Here is a 19,130-nt window from a genome sequence, read left to right as displayed (position 1 = left end):
ACGCATTGCCTGCGCGCGGCCGGGGAGAGGGATCATTCCTTGCCCATCTCCCGGATGCCGTCCAACAGCTCATCCTGAAAGTCTCCCCGCTGTTTTTCCCCACGCTCTATCGTGCGCCAGACCACGCCGTCGCGCAGAATGACCACCCGGTCGCAGAAGGAGGCGGCAAAGGAATCGTGGGTCACCATGAAAATGGTGGCGCCCAGGGCGCTTCGGGCCTGACGAAAGGTGTCGATCACCGCCCGGGAGGACTTGGAGTCCAGGTTGCCGGTGGGCTCATCGGCCAGAATCAGCAGCGGATTGTTGATGAGGGCCCGGGCAATGGCGGTGCGCTGCTTTTCTCCTCCGGAAATCTCCGCGGGGTATTTGCCGCGGATGTGGGAGATGCCGAACACACCGCACAGCCGGTCCGCGGCCTCCTCCATGGACTGGTCGGAGCGGCCGGCGATGATACGGGGCAGCAGGATGTTGTCCCGGACGCTGAGGCCGTCTAAAAGCAGGAAATCCTGAAAGACAAAGCCAAGCCTCTGGTTGCGTAGGGCCGCCAGCTCGTTCTCATCCAACCGGGAGAGCTCTGTTTCTCCCAGGCGGATGCTGCCGGAGTCCACCGGGATATAGCAGGAGATGCAGTTGAGCAGCGTGGTCTTTCCGGAACCGGAGGGCCCCATCACCGCCACGAACTCACCCTTTCCCACCGAGAGGGAGACGCCTTTGAGGACCTCGTAGGTGGTTTTTCCCACCTGATAGCTTTTGTGCAGATTTTCAACAGTCAACATATCAATTGTTCCTTTCCGTCAGATCAGAAATTGCAGCGCGGCAATGACCGCGAGATGGGCGGGGTAAAACGCATAGAAAAACCACCTTGGGAGCCGGACGGACGCCCGCATGGGGATCAGCAGCAGCGGCAGCGCCAACAGCGCGAAAATCTGGGCGTCCAGTAAGAAGCCGCCCACCGATAGGGCCATGGGGTCCAGGGGGTCTACGGCGTAAAAGAGGATGGGCAGGTAAAAGAGGGTGTAGAGGATGCCCATCCATTTGGGACTGCGGCGGCAGAGATAGAAGATCAGCATCAGGATCACGCCGTTGCCCGAGTAGTCGAAGTTCCACCAGCACAGGACAAACAGCGCCAGGGCGAAGAGCCACCATCGGTGGGACTGGAAGCCGTACATGGCAAGAAGGCTGAGAAACAGCGTGAAGAAGATGTTCCAGTTGGTGAACTGAGCCCAGAAGTCATAGGGGTGGAAGGCCAGCACATAGAAGGGCTGGCTAATGAGGGCAAAAAGCCCCAGCCGCAGGAGATAGCGCCTGATGTCGTGGGTGTAGAGAAGCCCCACGGTCATGCAGTAGCAGAAGATGGGAAAAGCCAGCCGGCCCACACAGCGCATCCATACGGCGTCCGGGTACAGGGCGCCGCCCACGTGGTCCACCAGCATGGAGGCGATGGCGATCAGCTTCAGCAGGTTGGTGTTCAGATTGGTGTTCAGTTTGGTCTCTGCCATGATCGAACCCTCCTTGCCTGACTCCAGTGTAGCGCCGCTTTTGAGAAGACGGGGAGGGGATCGTCACATTCGGCGGCTGTGATGTAAAGTTTTGCAGGAAGATGGCCCGGGATGTAAAAAACAGCGCCTTTGCCGTCAACTTTGGTTTGGCCGGGGAGAAAAGATGTGGTATCATATCCCCATACTCTTGGAAGCAAAAAGAGGTGAGCATATGCTTCGCATTGGAATCTGTGATGATCTGTATGACGCCCGGGCGGCCCTTGCCGCGGCCATAGACCGCATCCTGGAGCCCCAGGGAATCACCTGCCGGATGTTTGAATTCTCCTCCGGGGAGGGGCTTTTGGGCTGGCTTTCCAATCACGCCGGAGAGCTGGACCTGATTTTTCTTGATATGGAAATGGGGGAGCTGAGCGGGATGGAGACGGCCCGGAGGCTGCGGAGCGCGGACGAGGGGCTCCAGATCGTCTTTGTCACCGGGTACACCGACTATGTCTTTGACGGATACTCCGTGGGCGCCTTGGGCTACCTGATCAAGCCGCCCAAACGGGAACAGATAGCCGACGTGCTCAGCCGGGCCCAGGCGGCGCTGCACTTGGGGGCCGCTCAGACCTATCTCTGCCGCAGCGGTGAGGTGACCTATCGCCTGCCCAAAAGCAAAATCCTCTATTTCTGTTCCGACCGCCGTCAGGTCATCTGTGTGACCCGGGACAAGTCCTACACCTTTTATGCCAAGTTAGACGATGTGGAGCGGGAAGCGGGGGAGGGGTTTATCCGAATCCACCAGCGCTACCTGGTCCGCGCCGCGGCAGTGGAGCGGGTGGAAAGCGGCGAGGTGGTGATGGAAGGCAAGGCGCTGCCCATCAGCCGCTCCTGCCAGTCCGCGGCGCTGGCGGCCCTGACCCGCTGCCTGCTTGAGTGAGGAGGGAGAGTATGTGGAGTGCGGTATGGAAGGTTCTTGTGGCCCTGATGGCCATGGCAGGCGGAAGCGCCTGTATGGGGCGGGCCGTTTCCCGCGTTTTATCCCAGGGCCGAAGGCCTTTGCAGCGCATTGCGCCCTACGCGCTCTTTTTTGTTGTGATTGAGATGCCCAGCTGGATCGGCGATGAGAACCCTCTGTACCTGCTTCCCTTTTTTATAGCGGTGATCTATTGCTGTTATGAGGGGACCCGGCTATCCAGGCTGGTGACGGCGCTGCTCTTTTACATTCTGGTGGTACCGATCAATATGATGGTGGACACCCTGGGATTTTGGGGCACGGTGATTGAAATGGAGGGCAGCGTTGGCTTAACGGTCAAGGCGCTGGTCTATCTGGCGCTGTGGCTGCTGATACGCCGCCTGATTCCCGCGAACAGCGCCATCTATCTGCCCCAGAGGCTCTGGGGCACGGCGGGCACACTGTGCCTTGCGCCCCTGTTTGGCGCGCTGTCCTACTCCATCTGGAATAGACACTGGCGCTGGACGCTGTCCTTTGACTATGACGAACTGACCAAACCCCTAGCTTACACGGTGCTTCCCTTTGTCTTCCTCTCCGCGCTGGCCCTTTTATATGCGCTGACGGTGTTCTCCCGTCAGGAGCGGCTGGAGCAGGAGCACCAGCTGGCCAATGCGCGGGAGATCTACTACCAGGGCATCCGCCAGGAGCAGGCCCAGGTGCGCATCCTGCGTCATGACCTGCGCAACCACCTGACCGTGGTGCAGGGGTTGATAGACCGGGGAGACTATGAGAAAGTCCGGGACTATCTGGATCAGGTGGCCCAGTCCCCGGCGCTTCAGGGCTCCCGGCGCATCTGTGCCAATGAGACCGCCAACGTGGTGCTCTCAAGCAAACGGGCGGTGATGGAGAGCGAGGGGATGGAGGCGGACTTCTCCGTCTCCCTGCCGGAAGACCTCTCCATTCCGGACCCGGAGCTGTGCGCTCTGCTGGGCAATGCGCTGGACAACGCCATTGAAGCGGTCCGCAAGGCGGACAGCAAGCGGATCACCGTCCGGGCCCGTGCGGACAAGGGGATGCTGATGCTGCGGGTGGAAAACCCGGTGGGCGGGACGCTGAAGGAGCGCAAGGGCTGCTTTGAGACCACCAAGGCGGACAAGAGCGTCCACGGCTTCGGCATCACCGGCATGCGGGAGATCGCGGAGCGCCGGGGCGGTACGCTGGATACGCTGGTGCGCAACGGCTGCTTTGAGCTGATTGCCTGCGTTCCCCTGACAGGGGATTGAACTCCCGGAATTCCTATGTCATAATAGGAGAATCAAGGAGGGATACCATGAAAATTTCCACCAAAGGGCGCTATGCCCTGCGATTGATGATGGACATTGCCGTACACTCCAATGGGGAGATGGTGGCGCTGAAGGATGTGGCCCGGCGGCAGGAGATCTCCGTTAAATACCTGGAGCAGATTGTGGGACTTTTGAGCAAGGCCGGCTTTTTGCGCAGCAGCCGCGGCCCCCAGGGCGGATACCGGCTCTCGCGCCGGCCGGAGGAGTACACCGTGGGGGAGATTCTCCGCCTGACAGAGGGGAATCTGGCGCCGGTATCCTGTTTGGAGGATGAGGAAAACCAGTGCAGCCGCTGCCGCCAATGCGGCACGCTGGACTTTTGGACGGGACTGTACCGCACGGTCAACAGCTATATTGACCGCTATACGCTGGCCGATCTGGTGCGGAGCGAAGAGCAGAAGAAACAGGACGGGCCGGCCGGCGGTACGGAAACGGAAAGGAGGAGCGGCATATGAGGGGCCTGCGGCTGGAACTGCTTGGGATTGGGGTCATTCTTCTTGGAATTGCGCTCAGTACAAACAACTTTTTTGCCATTTTGGGCGGTGTGTTGGGATTTGGCCTCATTGTCGCGGGATGCTTTCTCAAAGAGAAATAGCCGCCCATTGATAGGCAGCGGACGCTTTAACAGGCCGCCTTATTGCCGAGGCGGCCTGTTCTTTCACTGCAGAAAAACACGCGTCGTTTGTCTATTGACAAAAGAGTAGAAGCATGCTACAACTATAACATAGTAATCAAATAGGAAATAGAGGAAAAAGACGGAGGTACCAAATTGATGAAGGTATATGCGGACAATGCGGCCACCACCGCTGTCAGTGAGACCGCGTTAAGCGCCATGCTCCCCTGTCTGCGGGAGGACTACGGCAACCCCTCCAGCCTTCACAGCTGGGGGCAGCGGGCGGCGGAAAAGTTAGAAGAGGCCCGGGCGGTTTTTGCCGCCAGGCTGCATGCAGACCCAAAGGAGATCATCTTTACCGGCAGCGGCAGCGAATCGGACAACCAGGCCATCCGTACGGCGGCGGCCATAGGGGAGAAGAAGGGGAAGCGCCACATCGTCTCCACTAAATTTGAGCACCACGCGGTGCTCCATACCTTGAAGCAGTTGGAGCAGCAGGGCTTTGAAGTGACGCTGATAGACATTCCCGCCTCCGGTGTGATCGCCCCGGCACAGGTGGAACGGGCCCTCCGGCCGGACACCTGCCTTGTGAGCGTGATGTTCGCAAATAATGAGATCGGCACCATCCAGCCCATCGGGGCGATCGGCGAACTCTGCCGCAGCCGCGGCGTCCTGTTTCACACGGATGCCGTTCAGGCGGCGGGACACCTGAATATCGATGTGGAGGCCATGCATATTGACCTGATGAGCCTTTCGGCCCATAAGTTCCACGGGCCCAAGGGCGTGGGCGTGCTTTTTGCCAGACGGGGCATTCCTCTGACCACCCTGATTCAGGGCGGGGCCCAGGAGCGGGGAAAACGGGCCGGTACGGAGAATCTGCCAGGAATCTGCGGCGCCGCCGCTGCCTTTGACGAGGCCTGCGCCAATATGGAGGAAAACGCGAAAAAGCTGACCGTACTGCGGGATAAGCTGATCCGGGAGCTGGGCAGGATCCCTCACAGCGTGGTTAACGGAGACCTGGTGCACAGGCTGCCGGGCAATGTGAATCTGTGCTTTGAGGGCATCGAGGGGGAGTCTTTGCTGCTGCTTCTGGATGCCAGGGGCATCGCGGCGTCCTCCGGCTCCGCCTGTACCTCAGGGTCCCTGGACCCGAGCCACGTGCTGCTGGCGCTGGGACTGCCCCACGAGGTGGCACATGGCTCCCTCCGCCTCTCGCTGAGCGAGTACAACACGGAGGAGGAAGTGAATTATATCATCGATGTACTGCCGGGGATTGTCTCCTACCTGCGGGAGATGTCGCCGGTTTGGGATGAACTTGAGAAAGGAGAGCGTACGCATGTTATATAGTGAAAAGGTGATGGACCATTTCCAGAATCCACGGAACGTGGGCAAGATGGAGGATGCCGACGGAATCGGAGAGGTGGGCAACGCCAAATGCGGAGATATCATGCGCATGTATATCAAGGTGAATCCGGAGACCCAGGTCATCACGGATGTGAAATTCAACACCTTTGGCTGCGGCAGTGCCATTGCCACCAGCTCCATGGCAACGGAGCTGATCAAGGGGAGGCCCGTCAGCGAGGCGCTGGAGCTTTCCAACCACGCTGTGGTGGAGGCCCTGGATGGGCTGCCGCCTCAGAAGCTGCACTGCTCCGTTCTGGCGGAGGAGGCGGTTCGCGCGGCGGTGCGGGACTATTACGATAAAAACGGTATTGCCTATGGAGAGGAGCTGCGGGAGTGTCCGGGCCACTGTGAAAGCTGCGGCCATGAGCACTGCGGAGAATAAGTAAAGTTTTTTTGAAAAAAATCGAAATTGAGACTTGAAAAATCAATCCGGATATGCTATTCTATCTAAGCTGGCTATCCGGGTGTGGCGAAGTTTGGTATCGCGCTTGAATGGGGTTCAAGAGGCCGCTGGTTCGAATCCAGTCACTCGGACCAATCGGAGTATTCTTAATGGGATACTCCGATTTTTTATTTTTGCCATCGTGTTTAGCGCGGCTTTTTAATTCTCAACCTCCGGGCCGCGGTGGTTTTAGACACGCTGCTCAAGGGGACCTTTGCGCCCGAGAGCCCTGCCCACTGGAACATTGGCTGAATACCGTCGGCACGGCGCTGACAGGCTTGCAGATGGAATTACACAAGCAGAGGGGAAAATTTAAGCGCTGGAGCAGCTTCTGCGCTTTGATCCGGGATACTTGGGCGACAACCCTGTAAGAACTGATATTTTATAACCACAGGGATTGAGAATGCCAAAGCAAATAAGCTTGGTGTCAACCAATATTGGTTGACAGGAGGCTACGCGTCGGGTGGAATACCCGAAGCGATCATTAACCAGCCGCAGATTGGTGATTATATGGTGCAACCATCGGATTTTAAAAGAGAAGCTGAGTTAAGATACGCATATAGGAAGAAGCGCGGACGTATGCCCGCGCTTCTTCCCATATTTTTGTGCATCGGAGGGTTGATTCATCTTACGAACGTCTTGGCGCTGGGGGCTGACGACCGGCTGGAGGATCGGCCTCAACTGCCTGTAGATTGGAAAGCGTAGCGCATTTTTCAAGAAACGGACAGCGTTTTATGGTGGGATGTCATTTGCAGTGACAGCCTCCGCCGCAATCACCGCAGTCGCCGCCGCAGGAGCAGCCGCCCTTGCCGTGCTTTTTGTTGCAGATGCCCCGGGCCACAATAGCGATGAAGACCGCCAGGATCAGAAGGCTGATGAGGATGGTGGGCAGATTCATAAAAGTGCTCCTTTCAAAGCTCAGCTGTTGCCGGACACAGCGGCCTCAACAGCGCTGACGGCAGGGATGCTGCCGCCGTATTTGTTCTTGCGGAACAGCATGTAAAGCAGGAACCCAAGGGCCGCGGCCGCCGCTGCGGTGCCCAGCCCGAAGCCGACCTCGCCGGTGATCAGCCCACCAAGCTGGTAGACGATCAGAGAGATCAGATAGGCAAAGCCGCACATGTAGCCGATGGCGGCCCAGGTCCACCTGGCACTGTTCATTTCCCGCTTGATGGCGCCCATGGCGGCGAAGCAGGGGGCGCACAGCAGGTTGAAGATCATGAAGGAGTAAGCGGAGATGGCGGTATAGTGGGCGCCGACAGCGGCCAGCAGCGCCACGTCGTCCTCGGCGACCTCCTCGCCAATATGGAACAGGACGCCGAAGGTGGATACCACGTTCTCCTTGGCAATGAGACCCGTGAAGGTGGCCACGGTGGACTTCCAGTCGCCGAAGCCCAGGGGGGCAAACAGGAAGCAGACGGCGCTGCCTACAGCGGCCAGCAGGGAGGAGTTGTTGTCCTCCACCATGCCAAAGGAGCCGTCGGCGAAGCCGAAGCCCTGGAGGAACCACAAAATGATGGAGGAGACAAGGATGACGGTGCCGGCCCGCTTAATGAAGGACCAACCCCGCTCCAAGGTGGCGCGCAGCACGTTTCCGGCCGCGGGCACATGGTAGGCAGGCAGCTCCATGACAAAGGGGGCGGGGCCGCCGGAAAAGCCCCTGGTCTTCTTCAGAATGATGCCGGAGAGAATGATGGCGGCCACGCCGATGAAGTAGGCGGAGACGGCCACCAGGCCGCTGTCGTGGAACAAAGCGCCGGCGAACAGGCCGATGATGGGCATTTTGGCGCCGCATGGGACGAAGCAGGTGGTCATAATGGTCATCCGCCGGTCCCGCTCATTTTCAATGGTGCGGGAGGCCATGACACCGGGCACGCCGCAGCCGGAGCCGATCAGCATGGGGATAAAGCTTTTGCCGCTGAGACCGAACTTGCGGAAAATCCGGTCCATGATGAAGGCCACCCGGGCCATATAGCCGATGTCTTCCAGGACGGCCAGCATCAGGAACAGCACCAGCATCTGAGGGACAAAGCCCAGGATCGCCCCCACGCCGGCCACAATGCCGTCGGACACCAGGCCCACCAGCCACTCCGCGCAGCCCCAGCTCTCCAGCAGCGTCCTGGACCCGTCCTGGAGCCACCCGGCGCCCAACACGTCGTTGGTCCAGTCGGTGAGGAAGGTGCCGAAAGGCCCCATGGCGATCCAGTAGATCAGGAACATGGCAGCCGCGAAAATGGGCAGGGCCAGAACGTGGTTGGTGACAACCCTGTCGATTTTATCAGAGGCGGACAGGCTGTGCTTGGGGGCCTTTTTCCGCACGGCCCGCTCCACCACGGAGTTGATGTAGGCGTAGCGCTGGTTGGTAACGATGCTCTCAGCGTCGTCGTCCAACTCCCGCTCGCAGTCGGTGATGTGTTCCTCCAGGTGTTCTTTGAGACTGTCGCTCAGGCTCAGTTCCGCGAGAACCTTGTCGTCCCGCTCAAAGACCTTGATGGCATACCAGCGAAGGAAGCGTCTGTCCACCTTGCCCTGAATGGACTCTTCAATATGGGCGATGGCGTGCTCCACGCTTCCGGTGAACACATGGGGCAGCTCGCCCGTCTGATGGGCATAGCCCAGGGCCATGGCTTTTTCGGCGGCGGCCATACTGCCCTCGCCCTTCAGGGCGGACATTTCCACCACTTCGCAGCCCAGCGCGGCCGCTAACTGATGCAATTCTATTTTGTCCCCGCTCTTCCGGACCAGATCCATCATATTTACTGCCACCACAACGGGCAGTCCTAACTCGATGAGCTGTGTGGTCAGGTACAGATTGCGCTCAATGTTGGTGCCGTCCACGATGTTCAAAACGGCATCCGGCTTTTCGCCCACCAGATAACTTCTTGCCACAACCTCTTCCAGCGTATAGGGCGACAGGGAGTAGATGCCGGGCAGGTCCTGGATGACCACGTCCTTGCGGCCCTTAAGCTTGCCCTCCTTCTTCTCCACCGTGACGCCGGGCCAGTTGCCCACGTACTGATTGGAACCGGTCAAATCATTGAACAGGGTGGTCTTGCCGCAGTTTGGATTGCCGGCCAATGCGATCTTGAGCTCCATGTATGTTTCCCCTTTCTGATTTTATGGTTAGCATGAACTAACCATGTGGCTCAAAAAAAGCGGCCTCAGCCGATTTCAATCATCTTCGCGTCGGCCTTGCGCACGCTCAGCTCATAGCCGCGCACATTCAGCTCCATGGGATCGCCCAAGGGGGCTACCTTCCGCACATGGACCTCCACGCCTTTGGTGATTCCCATATCCATGATCCTGCGCTTGACGGCGCCTTCGCCATGGAGCTTTACCACCAGGGCGGTCTCGCCCACCCTGGCATCGTTCAGTGTTCGCATTGGGTTCTCCTCCTTAAATCATGATCCGGTTTGCCATGGTTTTGTCCAGTGCGATGCGGCTGTCCTTCACCTGAAGAATCATGTTCCCCCTGATCTCACTGACCACGCTCACCGTGCCATCCACCACAAACCCCAGCTCCGCCAAGTGCTGGCGCACTTCATCTTTACCGGTTACTTTCCGAATAACCACCGTTTCACCTGTCTTCGCCATCGTTAAAGGCATCATTCCGCCTCCCTCCTCAATTGGTTAGTCCAAACTAACGATCTGGGGATTCGACAGGGAGTTAGCGCATTCTAACTCCCTGAGTGACTATCAATATAGACCAGCTGTGTTTTTTTGTCAAGTCCCCTTTTGCAATTTGTTGCCAAATAAAAAAGTTTGTGGTAACCTGTATAAAAAACGGCGGATTCAAGGAGAATCTGGTTATGAATATTTATGAATCATCCGAGAACTATTTGGAGGCCATCCTCAGGCTGGAGGAGCAGGGTGGCTCCGTACGCTCCATCGATGTGGCAAACGCGCTGAATTTTACAAAGCCCAGCGTCAGTGTGGCGATGAAGAAGTTGCGCCAGAGCGGCTTCATTGAAATCAGCGGCGACGGGTCCATTTGGCTCCAGCCGTCGGGACGTGAGATTGCGGAGCGGATCTACGAGCGCCACCGGCTGCTGACGGAGTTTTTTGTCCGGTTGGGTGTGGATCCTGAGGTGGCGGCGGCGGACGCCTGCAAGGTGGAACACGATCTCAGTGACGAAACATTCCGTAAGATCAAGGAGCATGCGTTGAAAGGGCGGAAATGAGAAAGCCAGCCTGCTTCAGCAGGCTGGCTTTTATTTTTCACTCCGCCACGGAGCCGTCTGGGTGAAGGGTGATGATCTGCCAGGGGATAAACTTTTCACTGCCGCGCAGCGCGGCCCTGACCGCCGAGGCCAAAGCGTCGCAGCAGGCGGATTCCATACGGACCAGGGTGATGGTCTTGATATCGTTTTCGGCAATCACCGCGCTGAGCTTTGATAGATAGTCGGAGTGGTCCGCGTCGGGACAGCCGATCAGGACCGTGCGGCTGCGGACAAAGCGCTGGTGGAACTCACAGCAGGCGTAAGCGGTGCAGGAGGCGGCTATCAGCAGGTGGGTGTTGTCGAAGGCCCCCTGCTCTCCGCTCAGGCGGCAGATGGGGACGGGTGGGCGGCCGGGATGGAATTGGGGGAACTGGGGCGGATGGCTGCAGGCTCCGCAGCCGGCGCAGGCTTTTTCCATATGACGCCTCCTTTCCGGAATGTGTTCATTTTAGCACACGTCGGGGAAAATACATGTTGCTTATGCAACCGGAAGGAATTGGAGATAAGAGGGAGTCCAACAGGCGGTTGTAATTTATGGAAAATGTGATAAAATCACAACAGAAGAGATAGGAGGCGCGCCGATGCAGAAGATTCTGTACACAAAGGAGCTGGAGGCCTGCTCCTCTGACATGGATGACCGGGTGGCGGAGCATATCCGCTCAGGCCAGGTGGTGACATTTGAGGGCATGGCGGACTATGACCTGCTGGCCTTTGACTGGTACGATGTGAGTTATGCGGGAACGGATACCTCCCGCATTTTGATCTATCTGGACCGGGAGAACCTGTTCTTTTTCTGCGAGGATAAAAAGGCATTTGAAAAGGTGCGGGACCTGCTCCCGGAGGGGGAGGGCAACGAGCGGGCGCTGTACCGCTTTTTCCTGGGCCTTCTGCAGGAGGATCTTGCCCATCTGGAGCAATATGAAGGGGAGATCACCGATGCGGAGGACGCTGCCCTGAAGAGCTCCCGGCGGGACTATCTGGACAAGATCGTGGAGTACCGAAAGGAGCTGCTCCGTCTGAAGAGGTATTATGAGCAGCTGGCCGCCATCTTAGACAATCTGACGGCCAATGACAACTGTCTTTTGACGGAAGACGCGGTCCGCCACCTTGCGATCCTTGCCAGCCGGACGGAGCGGTACCGGGGCAGCGTGCTGAATCTCAGGGATTACGTGACGCAGATGCGGGAGGCTTATCAGTCCCAGATTGACATTGAGCAAAATAATCTGATGCGGATTTTTACGGTGATTACCGCCGTATTTTTACCGCTGACGCTGTTGGTGGGATGGTACGGGATGAACTTCAAGAACATGCCGGAGCTGTCCTGGCCCTATGGCTATCCGGTTTTCATCCTGTGCAGCCTGTTGATCTGCGCGGTGCTGATCTGGTACTTTAAAAAGAAGAGATGGTTTTGAGAAGGCGCCAGTTCCACATGAGCATTGATGAGTGAAGAACTTACAATCAAAATTTCTTGGAGGCTGTCAGTATGAAGAAACTATTTGGATTGATACCCTACATTGCTGCTTTGGCAGTCGATTTTTATGTTTTACCTTTGCTTATCAACGATACAGGGTCAGGTATGTTGATGATGCTATGCGTTATCCCCTTGATTGATTTTTTCTGTTCTTTTGTGTATGGGATTAGACAAGGGAGTGGTTTACTGCTCACTGTTGCGGCAGTGATTTTGTTTGCGCCAACAATTCCTATTTTTTACAATGAAACAGCGTGGATTTATATAGTTGTTTATGCGGTAATAACTTTGGTTGGCAGCGCGATCGGCAGAGTATTTTGCAAAGCAAGTAAGTGAGTTTTGATGAAGTAAAAACCATGTGAAACCTCAACTGCTGTAACGGCTGGGATTTCACTGTTTTTAAACATCCATATTTATGGGTGATTGGAAGTTGAAAAAGGCTCCACCGGCTTATGTCGGTGGAGCCTTTTCCTATTTGAACTGGGGACTGTGTCCGCAGTGTTTGGAACAGCCCTCACAGCCGCCGCGGCAGCTCCGCTTCTGGGGACGGAGGGCGTAAATGAGCCAAAGGAACAAGAGCAGCAGGATGCCGTAGTCTAAAATACCCAAGAGAACCTCCCTTCAAAAGAGCAGCAGCGCCGCGTGGTAGACCAAAAAGGCGGCGATCCAGGCCACACAGCACTGGAACAGGGCCACGCCCGCCGCCTTCCAGCCGGAGCGCAGCTCCCGCCGCACGGCGGAAATGGCCGCGATGCAGGGGGTGTAGAGCAGGGTGAACACCAAAAAGCTGAGAGCGGTTACCGTGGAGAAGAGGCCGGCGATGGCGGCGGACACATTGGAGCTGCCGCCTAAAAGAACGCCCAAGGTGCTGATGACGGATTCCTTGGCGATGAAGCCGGTAATCAGGGAGGTGGAAACGCGCCAATCCCCAAAGCCCAACGGGGCAAAGAGGGGGGCAAGGAACTGGCCCACCAGTGCTAACAGGCTGTCGGCACTGTTGGAGACCACGTTGAGACGGGTGTCGAAGGTCTGGAGGAACCACACGATCAGCGTGGCCACGAAAATCACGGTAAAGGCCCGCTGGAGGAAGTCCCGGGCCTTTTCCCAGCATAGCTGGAACACGCTCTTGAGAGAGGGGAAGCGGTAGTTGGGGAGCTCCATGACAAAGGGCACGGGGTTGCCGCGAAAGAGCGTCTTTCCAAACCCCTTGGCGGCTAAAATACCCACTAAGATGCCGGTGACGTACAGGCCGATCATCACCAGCGCCCGGTGGCGGGGAAAGAAGGCGGCGGTGAAAACGGAGTAGATGGGGATTTTGGCGGAGCAGCTCATAAAGGGCGTCAGGAGGATGGTCATCTTCCGGTCCCGCTCCGAAGAGAGGGTGCGGGTGGCCATAATGGCTGGCACGGAGCAGCCGAACCCGATGAGCATGGGGACGATGCTGCGGCCCGAAAGGCCGATCCGGCGCAGCAGCTTGTCCATCACAAAGGCCACCCGGGCCATATACCCCGTGTCCTCCAGGATGGAGAGAAAGAAGAACAGCACCACGATGATGGGCAGAAAACTGAGCACGCTGCCCACGCCGGTGAAGATGCCGTCGATGACCAGACTATGTACCACCGGGTTGATTCCATACGCGCTCAGGCCGGCGTCGGTCCAGGCAGTCAGCGCGTCGATGCCGGAGGCCAGCAGGTTGGATAAAAGGGCGCCGACCACATCAAAGGTCAGCCAGAAAATAAAGAGCATGATGCCAAGAAACAGCGGGATGGCAAGAATCCGGTGGGTCAGCAGGTTGTCCAGCTTCTCGCTGCGCGCCCGCTCCCGGCTCTCGTGGCAGCGCACCACGGTGTCCCGGCAGACGGATTCAATGAAGTCGTAGCGCATATCCGCCAGGGCCGCATTGCGGTCCATCCCGTGCTCCATCTCCATCTGAACCACCAAATGCTCCGTCAGCTCGATCTCGTTTTGGGCCAGGTGCAGCCGCTCCACGATGTCGCCGTCCCCTTCGATGAGCTTGGTGGCGGCAAAGCGAATGGGAATCCCCGCGGATTCGGCATGGTCGGCAATCTGGTGGCACACGGCGTGAATGCAGCGGTGGACGGCGCTTTCCTGACTGCAAAAGTCGGTGACGGCCGGGCGGATCCGGTTCCTGGCCACATGGAGCAGCGCGTCCAGGAGTTCTGAAATGCCCTCATTTTTCACGGCGCTGATGGGGATGACGGGAATCCCCAGCCGCTGGGACATCTTCTTCACATCGATGGTCCCTCCGCCGGAGCGGACCTCGTCCATCATGTTCAGCGCCAGCACCATGGGAACCTGCAGCTCAATGAGCTGCAGCGTCAGATAGAGGTTGCGTTCAATGTTGGTCGCGTCCACGATGTTGATGATGCCGTCGGGCTTTTGATTGAGGAGAAAGTCCCGGGTGACGATCTCCTCCCCGCTGTAGGGGCGGATGGAGTAGATGCCGGGCAGGTCCACCACCGTGCAGTCCCCGTGGCTGCGGATCACACCGGATTTCTGATCCACCGTGACGCCGGGAAAATTGCCCACATGCTGGTTGGAGCCGGTGAGCTGATTGAACAGGGTGGTTTTGCCGCAGTTTTGATTGCCGGCCAGTGCAAAAATCATCTCTGCCGCGCCTCCACTTCGATCTTTGCGGCGTCGTCCCGGCGCAGCGTCAGCTCATATCCCCTCACCCTCAGCTCCATGGGGTCTCCCATGGGTGCCACCTTTTTCAGCGTCACAGCGGTCCGCGGTATCAGACCCATGTCCAACAGCCGGCACCGCAGCGTTCCCTCTCCGCCCACCTTGGTGATGACCGCGGACTGGCCGATGGCAAGTTGATCCAGTGTCATAGTATTCCTCCTAAGAAAAAAAGCTCCCAATATAACTATAGAATAGCATAGCTCTACAGGCGAGTCAAATCCAATGTCCGCCGAAAAAGGAAATGATGCTTGCACGTTAAAAAAGAAGCCGGCGGACAGCCGGCTTCTTCCGCTTGCTATTCAGAAAAGAGGGGAGTGGAGAGATACCGCTCGCCGCTGTCGGGGAGAAGGGCGACGATGGTTTTGCCCCGGTTCTCAGGCCGCCTGGCCAGCTCGGCCGCGGCCCAGAGGGCGGCGCCGGAGGAGATGCCCACCAAAAATCCCTCCCGCCGGGCAATGGAACGGCCTGTGCGGTAGGCGTCCTCGTCGCTGACCGTCAGGATTTCATCATAGACGCTCCGGTCCAGCGTGTCGGGGATGAAATTGGCGCCGATACCCTGAAGGCCATGGGGGCCGGCCTTCCCCCCGGACAGCAGGGGGGAGGAGGCGGGCTCAACCGCCACCACCTTCAGATTGGGATTTTGTTCCTTCAGATACCGCCCAGCGCCGCTGAGGGTGCCGCCGGTGCCCACGCCGGACACGAAAAAGTCCACCCGCCCCTCCGTGTCCTCCCAGATCTCCGGTCCGGTTGTGGCATAGTGGGCCGCCGGATTGGCGGGGTTGTCAAACTGGCCGGGCAGGAAGCTGCCCGGGATGGACCTGGCCAGCTCCTCCGCCTTGTCCACCGCGCCCTGCATCCCCTTGGAGCCCTCTGTCAGAACCAGCTCGGCGCCATAGGCTTTCAGCAGCGCCCGGCGCTCCGCGCTCATGGTTTCCGGCATGGTGAGGATGATGCGGTAGCCCCGGGCGGCGGCCACAGAGGCAAGGCCGATGCCGGTGTTGCCGGAGGTGGGCTCGATGAGGACGGATCCGCTCTTCAGAAGCCCCTTTTCCTCCGCGTCCTCCACCATGGCCTTTGCCACCCGGTCCTTGGCGCTGCCGGCGGGGTTGAGATACTCCAATTTTGCAAGTATGACGGCCGGGAGGCCCTGCCCAAAACGCCGCAGCTCCAAAAGAGGAGTGTGGCCCACCAGGTCGGTGACGGTGCGACAGACGTTCATAAAAACCGCTCCTTCTATACTCCGGCGGAAAAAGCCGGCATTTCAATTATAAGACATCATAGCACACCGGATAGAAAAAGGCAAAGCGGATGGGATAAAGTGGAGGCGCTTGCTGGGAAGTTAAAACTGATCCGCCCACTGGCGCAGCAGCTCCTCCGCCCAGTCAGAGTCTTCTTCCAAGTACGCAAGGTGCAGGCTGTACAGGACACCGCCGTCCACCAGATAGCCGTCCAGGCACAGATAGCCGCTTTTCAGGGCAGAGGAGGTGATGATGTGGCAGCGCCTGGCGCTGGCGGTGGTGTAAAAAGATTCCTGATACCCAACACTCTCCGTTGTTCGGACTCCGATGGTAAGCGGTTCATCGCAGAATTCGGTATAGATCCGGGAGTGGAACTGGAGGCGTATCTCCTCAGACAGATACATGGTTTCCAGATTGATGGAAGTGATCCGCCCGTCGGGAGTGCCGCAGACATTCAGCGTGGTTTCCTGCTCCTCCAGATCCCAATCCAACTGTTTGAGTGAACTGAGCCCGATATAGTCATATGCTTCTTCAGGGGAAGAGAAGCGGATCTGGTAGAGACCGGGGAACCAGCTGTCGTATGGCCGGTAGTCTTTGAACTGCTGAGCGATCAATGCTCCCGCATTCCGGACCTCTCCCGTCAGGTCTGATATAGGGACTCTTTCAAGTTCCACGCTCAGGTCAAACCCGGATTCGGTGAAGTCTGAGCCCGGCTCAGCCCTGGATGTAAACCATTCGATGAGCGCTGTGCCGGGACCGCTCACAGCAAATGCCGTCGCCGTGGCGATGAGAAGGCACAGGCAGGCCGCCGCGCCCCATCTGTTGAGAATCCACCTCCTTTTCTTTGTAAATGGCTCCTGTGCCTCTTCAATCCATGTTTCACTTACATTTGTCAAGCTGTCAAAAAGCTTTTTGCACGCAGCTTCCCTCATAGGGAATATCCCTCCTTTTCAAGCGCCTCCCGCAGCTCCGCCCTGAGCCGGTACATACGCTTCGCAAGTTTTCCGTGGGAGACCCCAAGCTCTTGTTCCAACGTATTCAGCGCTTCTCCATACCAGTAGCGGCGCAGGAACAAGATGCGGTCGTCCCGGGGGAGCGACGCAAGCCATGCGTTCAGAAATCCGGTCAGTTCAATCTCCTCCACCTTGTGTTCCACCGTTTGGCGGGACGGGATGCACTCCTCTATCTCGCTGAGCAGCGCCTCTATGCCAGAATACCGTTTTTGCGCGTGGTTTTTGTGCCACAGGTTGATGGAGAGGTTGCGGACAACTCTCCCAAGATATGCGCCCAGCCTGTTGGGGCGCTGGGGCGGGATGGAGTTCCACGCGTGAATGTAGGTGTCGTTTACACATTCCTCCGCATCCTCCTCCGCAGACAAAATGTTCCTGGAAATGCGATGGCAGAATGTTCCGTATTTCCGGGCAGTGGCTGAAATCGCCGCCTCTTCTCTCCGCCAGTAAAGGTCAACAATCTGAGAGTCCTCCATGTTCCGCCTCCTCTCTCTTGGAAAAGTCTCTTGTCTATAAAGACAGGGTTTTTGCCGCGATGTTCCTTTCCCGATAAAATTTCATCGGCTGAATATGATGATATCTGAACCTGATACGGAAATCCACTCTTTTTCTGAAAGGGGAAACGCCGTCCGGTATCATACCGGACGGCGTTTCCCTCGGAAAGGGAACTCCCTACAGATCAAAAGCCATGGACAGGGCGCACCAGAGCAGGATCAGCACCATTGCCATGCGGAAGGGCCGGTCGTGCCGCTTCAAAAATGTTTGGAAGGCACTGCCTGCCACGGCCCATGTAAAGGTTCCCGCCATACCAATAACGGTGATCCATACCGCGTGGCACAGCAGCGACCCCATGCTGAGTTCGTATGGAAGAACATATCCGGTGTAGATTGTAATGGCGTACAGGATGATTTTCACATTGACAAATTCAAGCAGGAACCCTTTCCAGAACGACATCTGCCGGACCTCGCTGTCTTCCGACTTGCTCACAGCTATATGAACAGCAAGATAGACGATATAGGCGGCCCCCGCATATTTGAGCGCTCCGGCGGCGGTTGGCGCATATCTGGCCAACTCATAGCAGAACAGGGCGCACAGCGCCATGACGCAGAAAAAACCGGCGGCAATGCCAAAGAGAATATTTTTGCCCCGTTTCCAGCCGTACTGGCCAATGGAATAGAGAGCCACAATGTTGTTCGGTCCTGGGGTAAAGGCGGTTATTAGGCCGTAGGGCGTATAGGACAGCACACTTGATAAAAACATTTGCATTCCTCCTCCTATGAGGATATAATACAGCAAAGAATACTTTTGTAAAATTAGAATATTTATAGTATTATTTCAAATTTGTTGAAGAGAGTGTGTGGAAGTGGATCTGAAATATCTGAACACATTCCGGACCATTGTAGCAGAGGGCGGATTTTCCAGGGCTGCGGAAAAACTGAATTACACTCAGTCTACGATTACCTTTCAGATCGGGCAGCTGGAGCGGGAACTCTCCGTCACACTGTTTGAAAAAATTGGGCGGAAAATGGTGCTGACCAAAGCGGGTGAGCAACTGCTCCCCTATGTGGACGAGGTGCTTTCCTCGGTGGAGAAGCTCCGCTGTTTTGAACAAGAGCTTGTGCAGTGCCAGGGAGACCTCCGTGTGGGCGTGGCGGAAACCCAGCTGTGCTACCGGATGCCGCCTGTTTTGAAGGAGTTTCACGCGCAGGCCCCCAGGGCCCACCTGTTTCTGCGGTCCATGAATTGCTACGACATACGGGATGAACTGATGAGCGGGACGCTGGATCTGGGGATATTTTATGAAGATGTGGGAGGATTTGGCTCCAACCTTGTCACAGACCCATTGAGCAGCGATCCGCTGGCGCTGGTTGCATCGCCCCGCGTAAAAGCGCGGCATCCGGATTATATCACGCCGGATCAAAGGATTCCTGTGCCGCTTATTATCAATGAGCCAAGATGTATCTTCCGGCAGATATTTGAACAGTACCTGCGGGACAAAGCCATTCGTCTGGATCACACGATTGAGCTGTGGAGCATCCCCACCATCAAGAACCTGGTGGAAAATGACGTGGGAATTTCCTTTCTTCCCCGGTTTGCCGTTGAGGAGGAACTGGAAGCCGGAAGCCTGGCGGAAATTCCGACCAGCCTTTCCGGCCGGACGATTACAGCTGTGTGCGCGTATCATAAAAACAAGTGGGTCAGCCCTCTGATGCGGCTTTTTCTGAACCTCTGTGCCGGGGGATGAAGGCTTGA

The 19,130-nt window shown here is 57.3% G+C and carries 24 protein-coding genes and 1 tRNA gene; 11 read left to right on the top strand and 14 right to left on the bottom strand.

What is annotated here, in order from left to right:
* Window positions 1-32: 32 nt before the first annotated feature.
* Window positions 33-776, bottom strand: a complete 744-nt coding sequence (locus KQI82_RS11720; protein ID WP_216632929.1) for an ABC transporter ATP-binding protein — start codon at window positions 774-776, stop codon at window positions 33-35.
* Between the two features lie 18 nt (window positions 777-794).
* On the bottom strand, window positions 795-1,499 hold the full coding sequence (locus tag KQI82_RS11715) for a TraX family protein (RefSeq protein WP_216632928.1): 705 nt from the start codon (window positions 1,497-1,499) through the stop codon (window positions 795-797).
* A 211-nt stretch (window positions 1,500-1,710) separates the two neighbouring features.
* Here KQI82_RS11715 and KQI82_RS11710 point away from each other — a divergent pair, with 211 nt between their 5' ends.
* The 7 genes from KQI82_RS11710 to KQI82_RS11680 all read left to right on the top strand — a co-directional run bounded on the left by KQI82_RS11710 (window position 1,711) and on the right by KQI82_RS11680 (window position 6,330).
* Window positions 1,711-2,418, top strand: a complete 708-nt coding sequence (locus tag KQI82_RS11710; protein ID WP_216632927.1) for a LytR/AlgR family response regulator transcription factor — start codon at window positions 1,711-1,713, stop codon at window positions 2,416-2,418.
* Between the two features lie 11 nt (window positions 2,419-2,429).
* Entirely contained in the window at window positions 2,430-3,716 is a 1,287-nt protein-coding gene (locus KQI82_RS11705) for a sensor histidine kinase (protein WP_216632926.1), read from the top strand.
* A 47-nt stretch (window positions 3,717-3,763) separates the two neighbouring features.
* Window positions 3,764-4,231: an RrF2 family transcriptional regulator gene (locus KQI82_RS11700; RefSeq protein WP_216632925.1), complete on the top strand. Its 468-nt coding sequence runs from the start codon at window positions 3,764-3,766 to the stop codon at window positions 4,229-4,231.
* A complete protein-coding gene (locus KQI82_RS11695; RefSeq protein WP_216632924.1) occupies window positions 4,228-4,371 on the top strand; it encodes a hypothetical protein in 144 nt (47 codons plus the stop codon). Before KQI82_RS11700 ends, KQI82_RS11695 begins: the two co-directional genes overlap by 4 nt.
* A 177-nt stretch (window positions 4,372-4,548) precedes the next feature.
* Complete coding sequence (gene nifS / locus KQI82_RS11690; protein WP_216632923.1) at window positions 4,549-5,736, top strand: cysteine desulfurase NifS; 1,188 nt, start codon at window positions 4,549-4,551, stop codon at window positions 5,734-5,736.
* The gene (nifU, locus tag KQI82_RS11685) at window positions 5,726-6,175 is read left to right on the top strand and encodes a Fe-S cluster assembly scaffold protein NifU (RefSeq protein ID WP_216632922.1); all 450 of its coding nucleotides are present in this window, start codon (window positions 5,726-5,728) and stop codon (window positions 6,173-6,175) included. The genes nifS and nifU overlap by 11 nt, the downstream gene beginning before the upstream one ends.
* A 78-nt stretch (window positions 6,176-6,253) precedes the next feature.
* Window positions 6,254-6,330: transfer RNA gene (locus tag KQI82_RS11680), tRNA-Pro, on the top strand.
* A 650-nt stretch (window positions 6,331-6,980) separates the two neighbouring features.
* On the opposite strand, the gene KQI82_RS11675 is transcribed toward KQI82_RS11680, so the two are convergent.
* The 4 genes from KQI82_RS11675 to KQI82_RS11660 all read right to left on the bottom strand — a co-directional run bounded on the left by KQI82_RS11675 (window position 6,981) and on the right by KQI82_RS11660 (window position 9,844).
* Window positions 6,981-7,133 (bottom strand): FeoB-associated Cys-rich membrane protein, encoded by a 153-nt coding sequence (locus KQI82_RS11675; RefSeq protein WP_216632921.1) that lies wholly within the window; start codon window positions 7,131-7,133, stop codon window positions 6,981-6,983.
* Window positions 7,134-7,153: 20 nt separating this feature from the next.
* Window positions 7,154-9,331: a ferrous iron transport protein B gene (gene feoB, locus KQI82_RS11670; protein ID WP_216632920.1), complete on the bottom strand. Its 2,178-nt coding sequence runs from the start codon at window positions 9,329-9,331 to the stop codon at window positions 7,154-7,156.
* 65 nt (window positions 9,332-9,396) lie between these two features.
* Entirely contained in the window at window positions 9,397-9,618 is a 222-nt protein-coding gene (locus KQI82_RS11665) for a FeoA family protein (RefSeq protein ID WP_216632919.1), read from the bottom strand.
* 13 nt (window positions 9,619-9,631) lie between these two features.
* Window positions 9,632-9,844 (bottom strand): FeoA family protein, encoded by a 213-nt coding sequence (locus KQI82_RS11660; RefSeq protein ID WP_216632918.1) that lies wholly within the window; start codon window positions 9,842-9,844, stop codon window positions 9,632-9,634.
* A gap of 200 nt (window positions 9,845-10,044) precedes the next feature.
* Here KQI82_RS11660 and KQI82_RS11655 point away from each other — a divergent pair, with 200 nt between their 5' ends.
* Window positions 10,045-10,416, top strand: coding sequence for a metal-dependent transcriptional regulator (locus KQI82_RS11655; protein ID WP_216632917.1), 372 nt, complete (start codon window positions 10,045-10,047; stop codon window positions 10,414-10,416).
* A 37-nt stretch (window positions 10,417-10,453) separates the two neighbouring features.
* Here the strand turns inward: KQI82_RS11655 and KQI82_RS11650 are convergent, their stop codons facing one another.
* Window positions 10,454-10,873: a hypothetical protein gene (locus KQI82_RS11650; RefSeq protein ID WP_216632916.1), complete on the bottom strand. Its 420-nt coding sequence runs from the start codon at window positions 10,871-10,873 to the stop codon at window positions 10,454-10,456.
* 163 nt (window positions 10,874-11,036) lie between these two features.
* Here KQI82_RS11650 and KQI82_RS11645 point away from each other — a divergent pair, with 163 nt between their 5' ends.
* Window positions 11,037-11,867 carry a magnesium transporter CorA family protein gene (locus tag KQI82_RS11645; RefSeq protein WP_216632915.1) on the top strand — a complete coding sequence of 277 codons (831 nt, stop codon included), beginning with the start codon at window positions 11,037-11,039 and terminating at the stop codon, window positions 11,865-11,867.
* A gap of 71 nt (window positions 11,868-11,938) precedes the next feature.
* Window positions 11,939-12,259, top strand: a complete 321-nt coding sequence (locus KQI82_RS11640; RefSeq protein WP_216632914.1) for a hypothetical protein — start codon at window positions 11,939-11,941, stop codon at window positions 12,257-12,259.
* Window positions 12,260-12,394: 135 nt separating this feature from the next.
* Here the strand turns inward: KQI82_RS11640 and KQI82_RS11635 are convergent, their stop codons facing one another.
* From KQI82_RS11635 to KQI82_RS11605, 7 genes are all read right to left on the bottom strand, one after another.
* A complete protein-coding gene (locus KQI82_RS11635; protein WP_216632913.1) occupies window positions 12,395-12,532 on the bottom strand; it encodes a hypothetical protein in 138 nt (45 codons plus the stop codon).
* Between the two features lie 12 nt (window positions 12,533-12,544).
* Window positions 12,545-14,551: a ferrous iron transport protein B gene (gene feoB, locus KQI82_RS11630; RefSeq protein WP_216632912.1), complete on the bottom strand. Its 2,007-nt coding sequence runs from the start codon at window positions 14,549-14,551 to the stop codon at window positions 12,545-12,547.
* On the bottom strand, window positions 14,548-14,778 hold the full coding sequence (locus KQI82_RS11625; protein WP_216632911.1) for a FeoA family protein: 231 nt from the start codon (window positions 14,776-14,778) through the stop codon (window positions 14,548-14,550). The genes feoB (KQI82_RS11630) and KQI82_RS11625 overlap by 4 nt, the downstream gene beginning before the upstream one ends.
* Window positions 14,779-14,924: 146 nt before the next feature.
* Entirely contained in the window at window positions 14,925-15,848 is a 924-nt protein-coding gene (gene cysK / locus KQI82_RS11620; protein ID WP_216632910.1) for a cysteine synthase A, read from the bottom strand.
* A gap of 120 nt (window positions 15,849-15,968) precedes the next feature.
* Window positions 15,969-16,799, bottom strand: a complete 831-nt coding sequence (locus KQI82_RS11615) for a hypothetical protein (RefSeq protein WP_216632909.1) — start codon at window positions 16,797-16,799, stop codon at window positions 15,969-15,971.
* Window positions 16,796-17,353 (bottom strand): RNA polymerase sigma factor, encoded by a 558-nt coding sequence (locus KQI82_RS11610; protein ID WP_216632908.1) that lies wholly within the window; start codon window positions 17,351-17,353, stop codon window positions 16,796-16,798. Before KQI82_RS11610 ends, KQI82_RS11615 begins: the two co-directional genes overlap by 4 nt.
* A 196-nt stretch (window positions 17,354-17,549) precedes the next feature.
* The gene (locus KQI82_RS11605) at window positions 17,550-18,137 is read right to left on the bottom strand and encodes a LysE family transporter (RefSeq protein WP_216632907.1); all 588 of its coding nucleotides are present in this window, start codon (window positions 18,135-18,137) and stop codon (window positions 17,550-17,552) included.
* Window positions 18,138-18,240: 103 nt separating this feature from the next.
* Here KQI82_RS11605 and KQI82_RS11600 point away from each other — a divergent pair, with 103 nt between their 5' ends.
* Window positions 18,241-19,122: a LysR family transcriptional regulator gene (locus KQI82_RS11600; RefSeq protein WP_216632906.1), complete on the top strand. Its 882-nt coding sequence runs from the start codon at window positions 18,241-18,243 to the stop codon at window positions 19,120-19,122.
* Window positions 19,123-19,130: the final 8 nt, after the last annotated feature.

Origin of the sequence: Dysosmobacter acutus, from assembly GCF_018919205.1 — a bacterium.
GTDB lineage: Bacteria > Bacillota > Clostridia > Oscillospirales > Oscillospiraceae > Oscillibacter > Oscillibacter acutus.
Note: the sequence above shows the minus strand (reverse complement) of the source record. Positions and strands in the feature narration are given on the sequence as shown.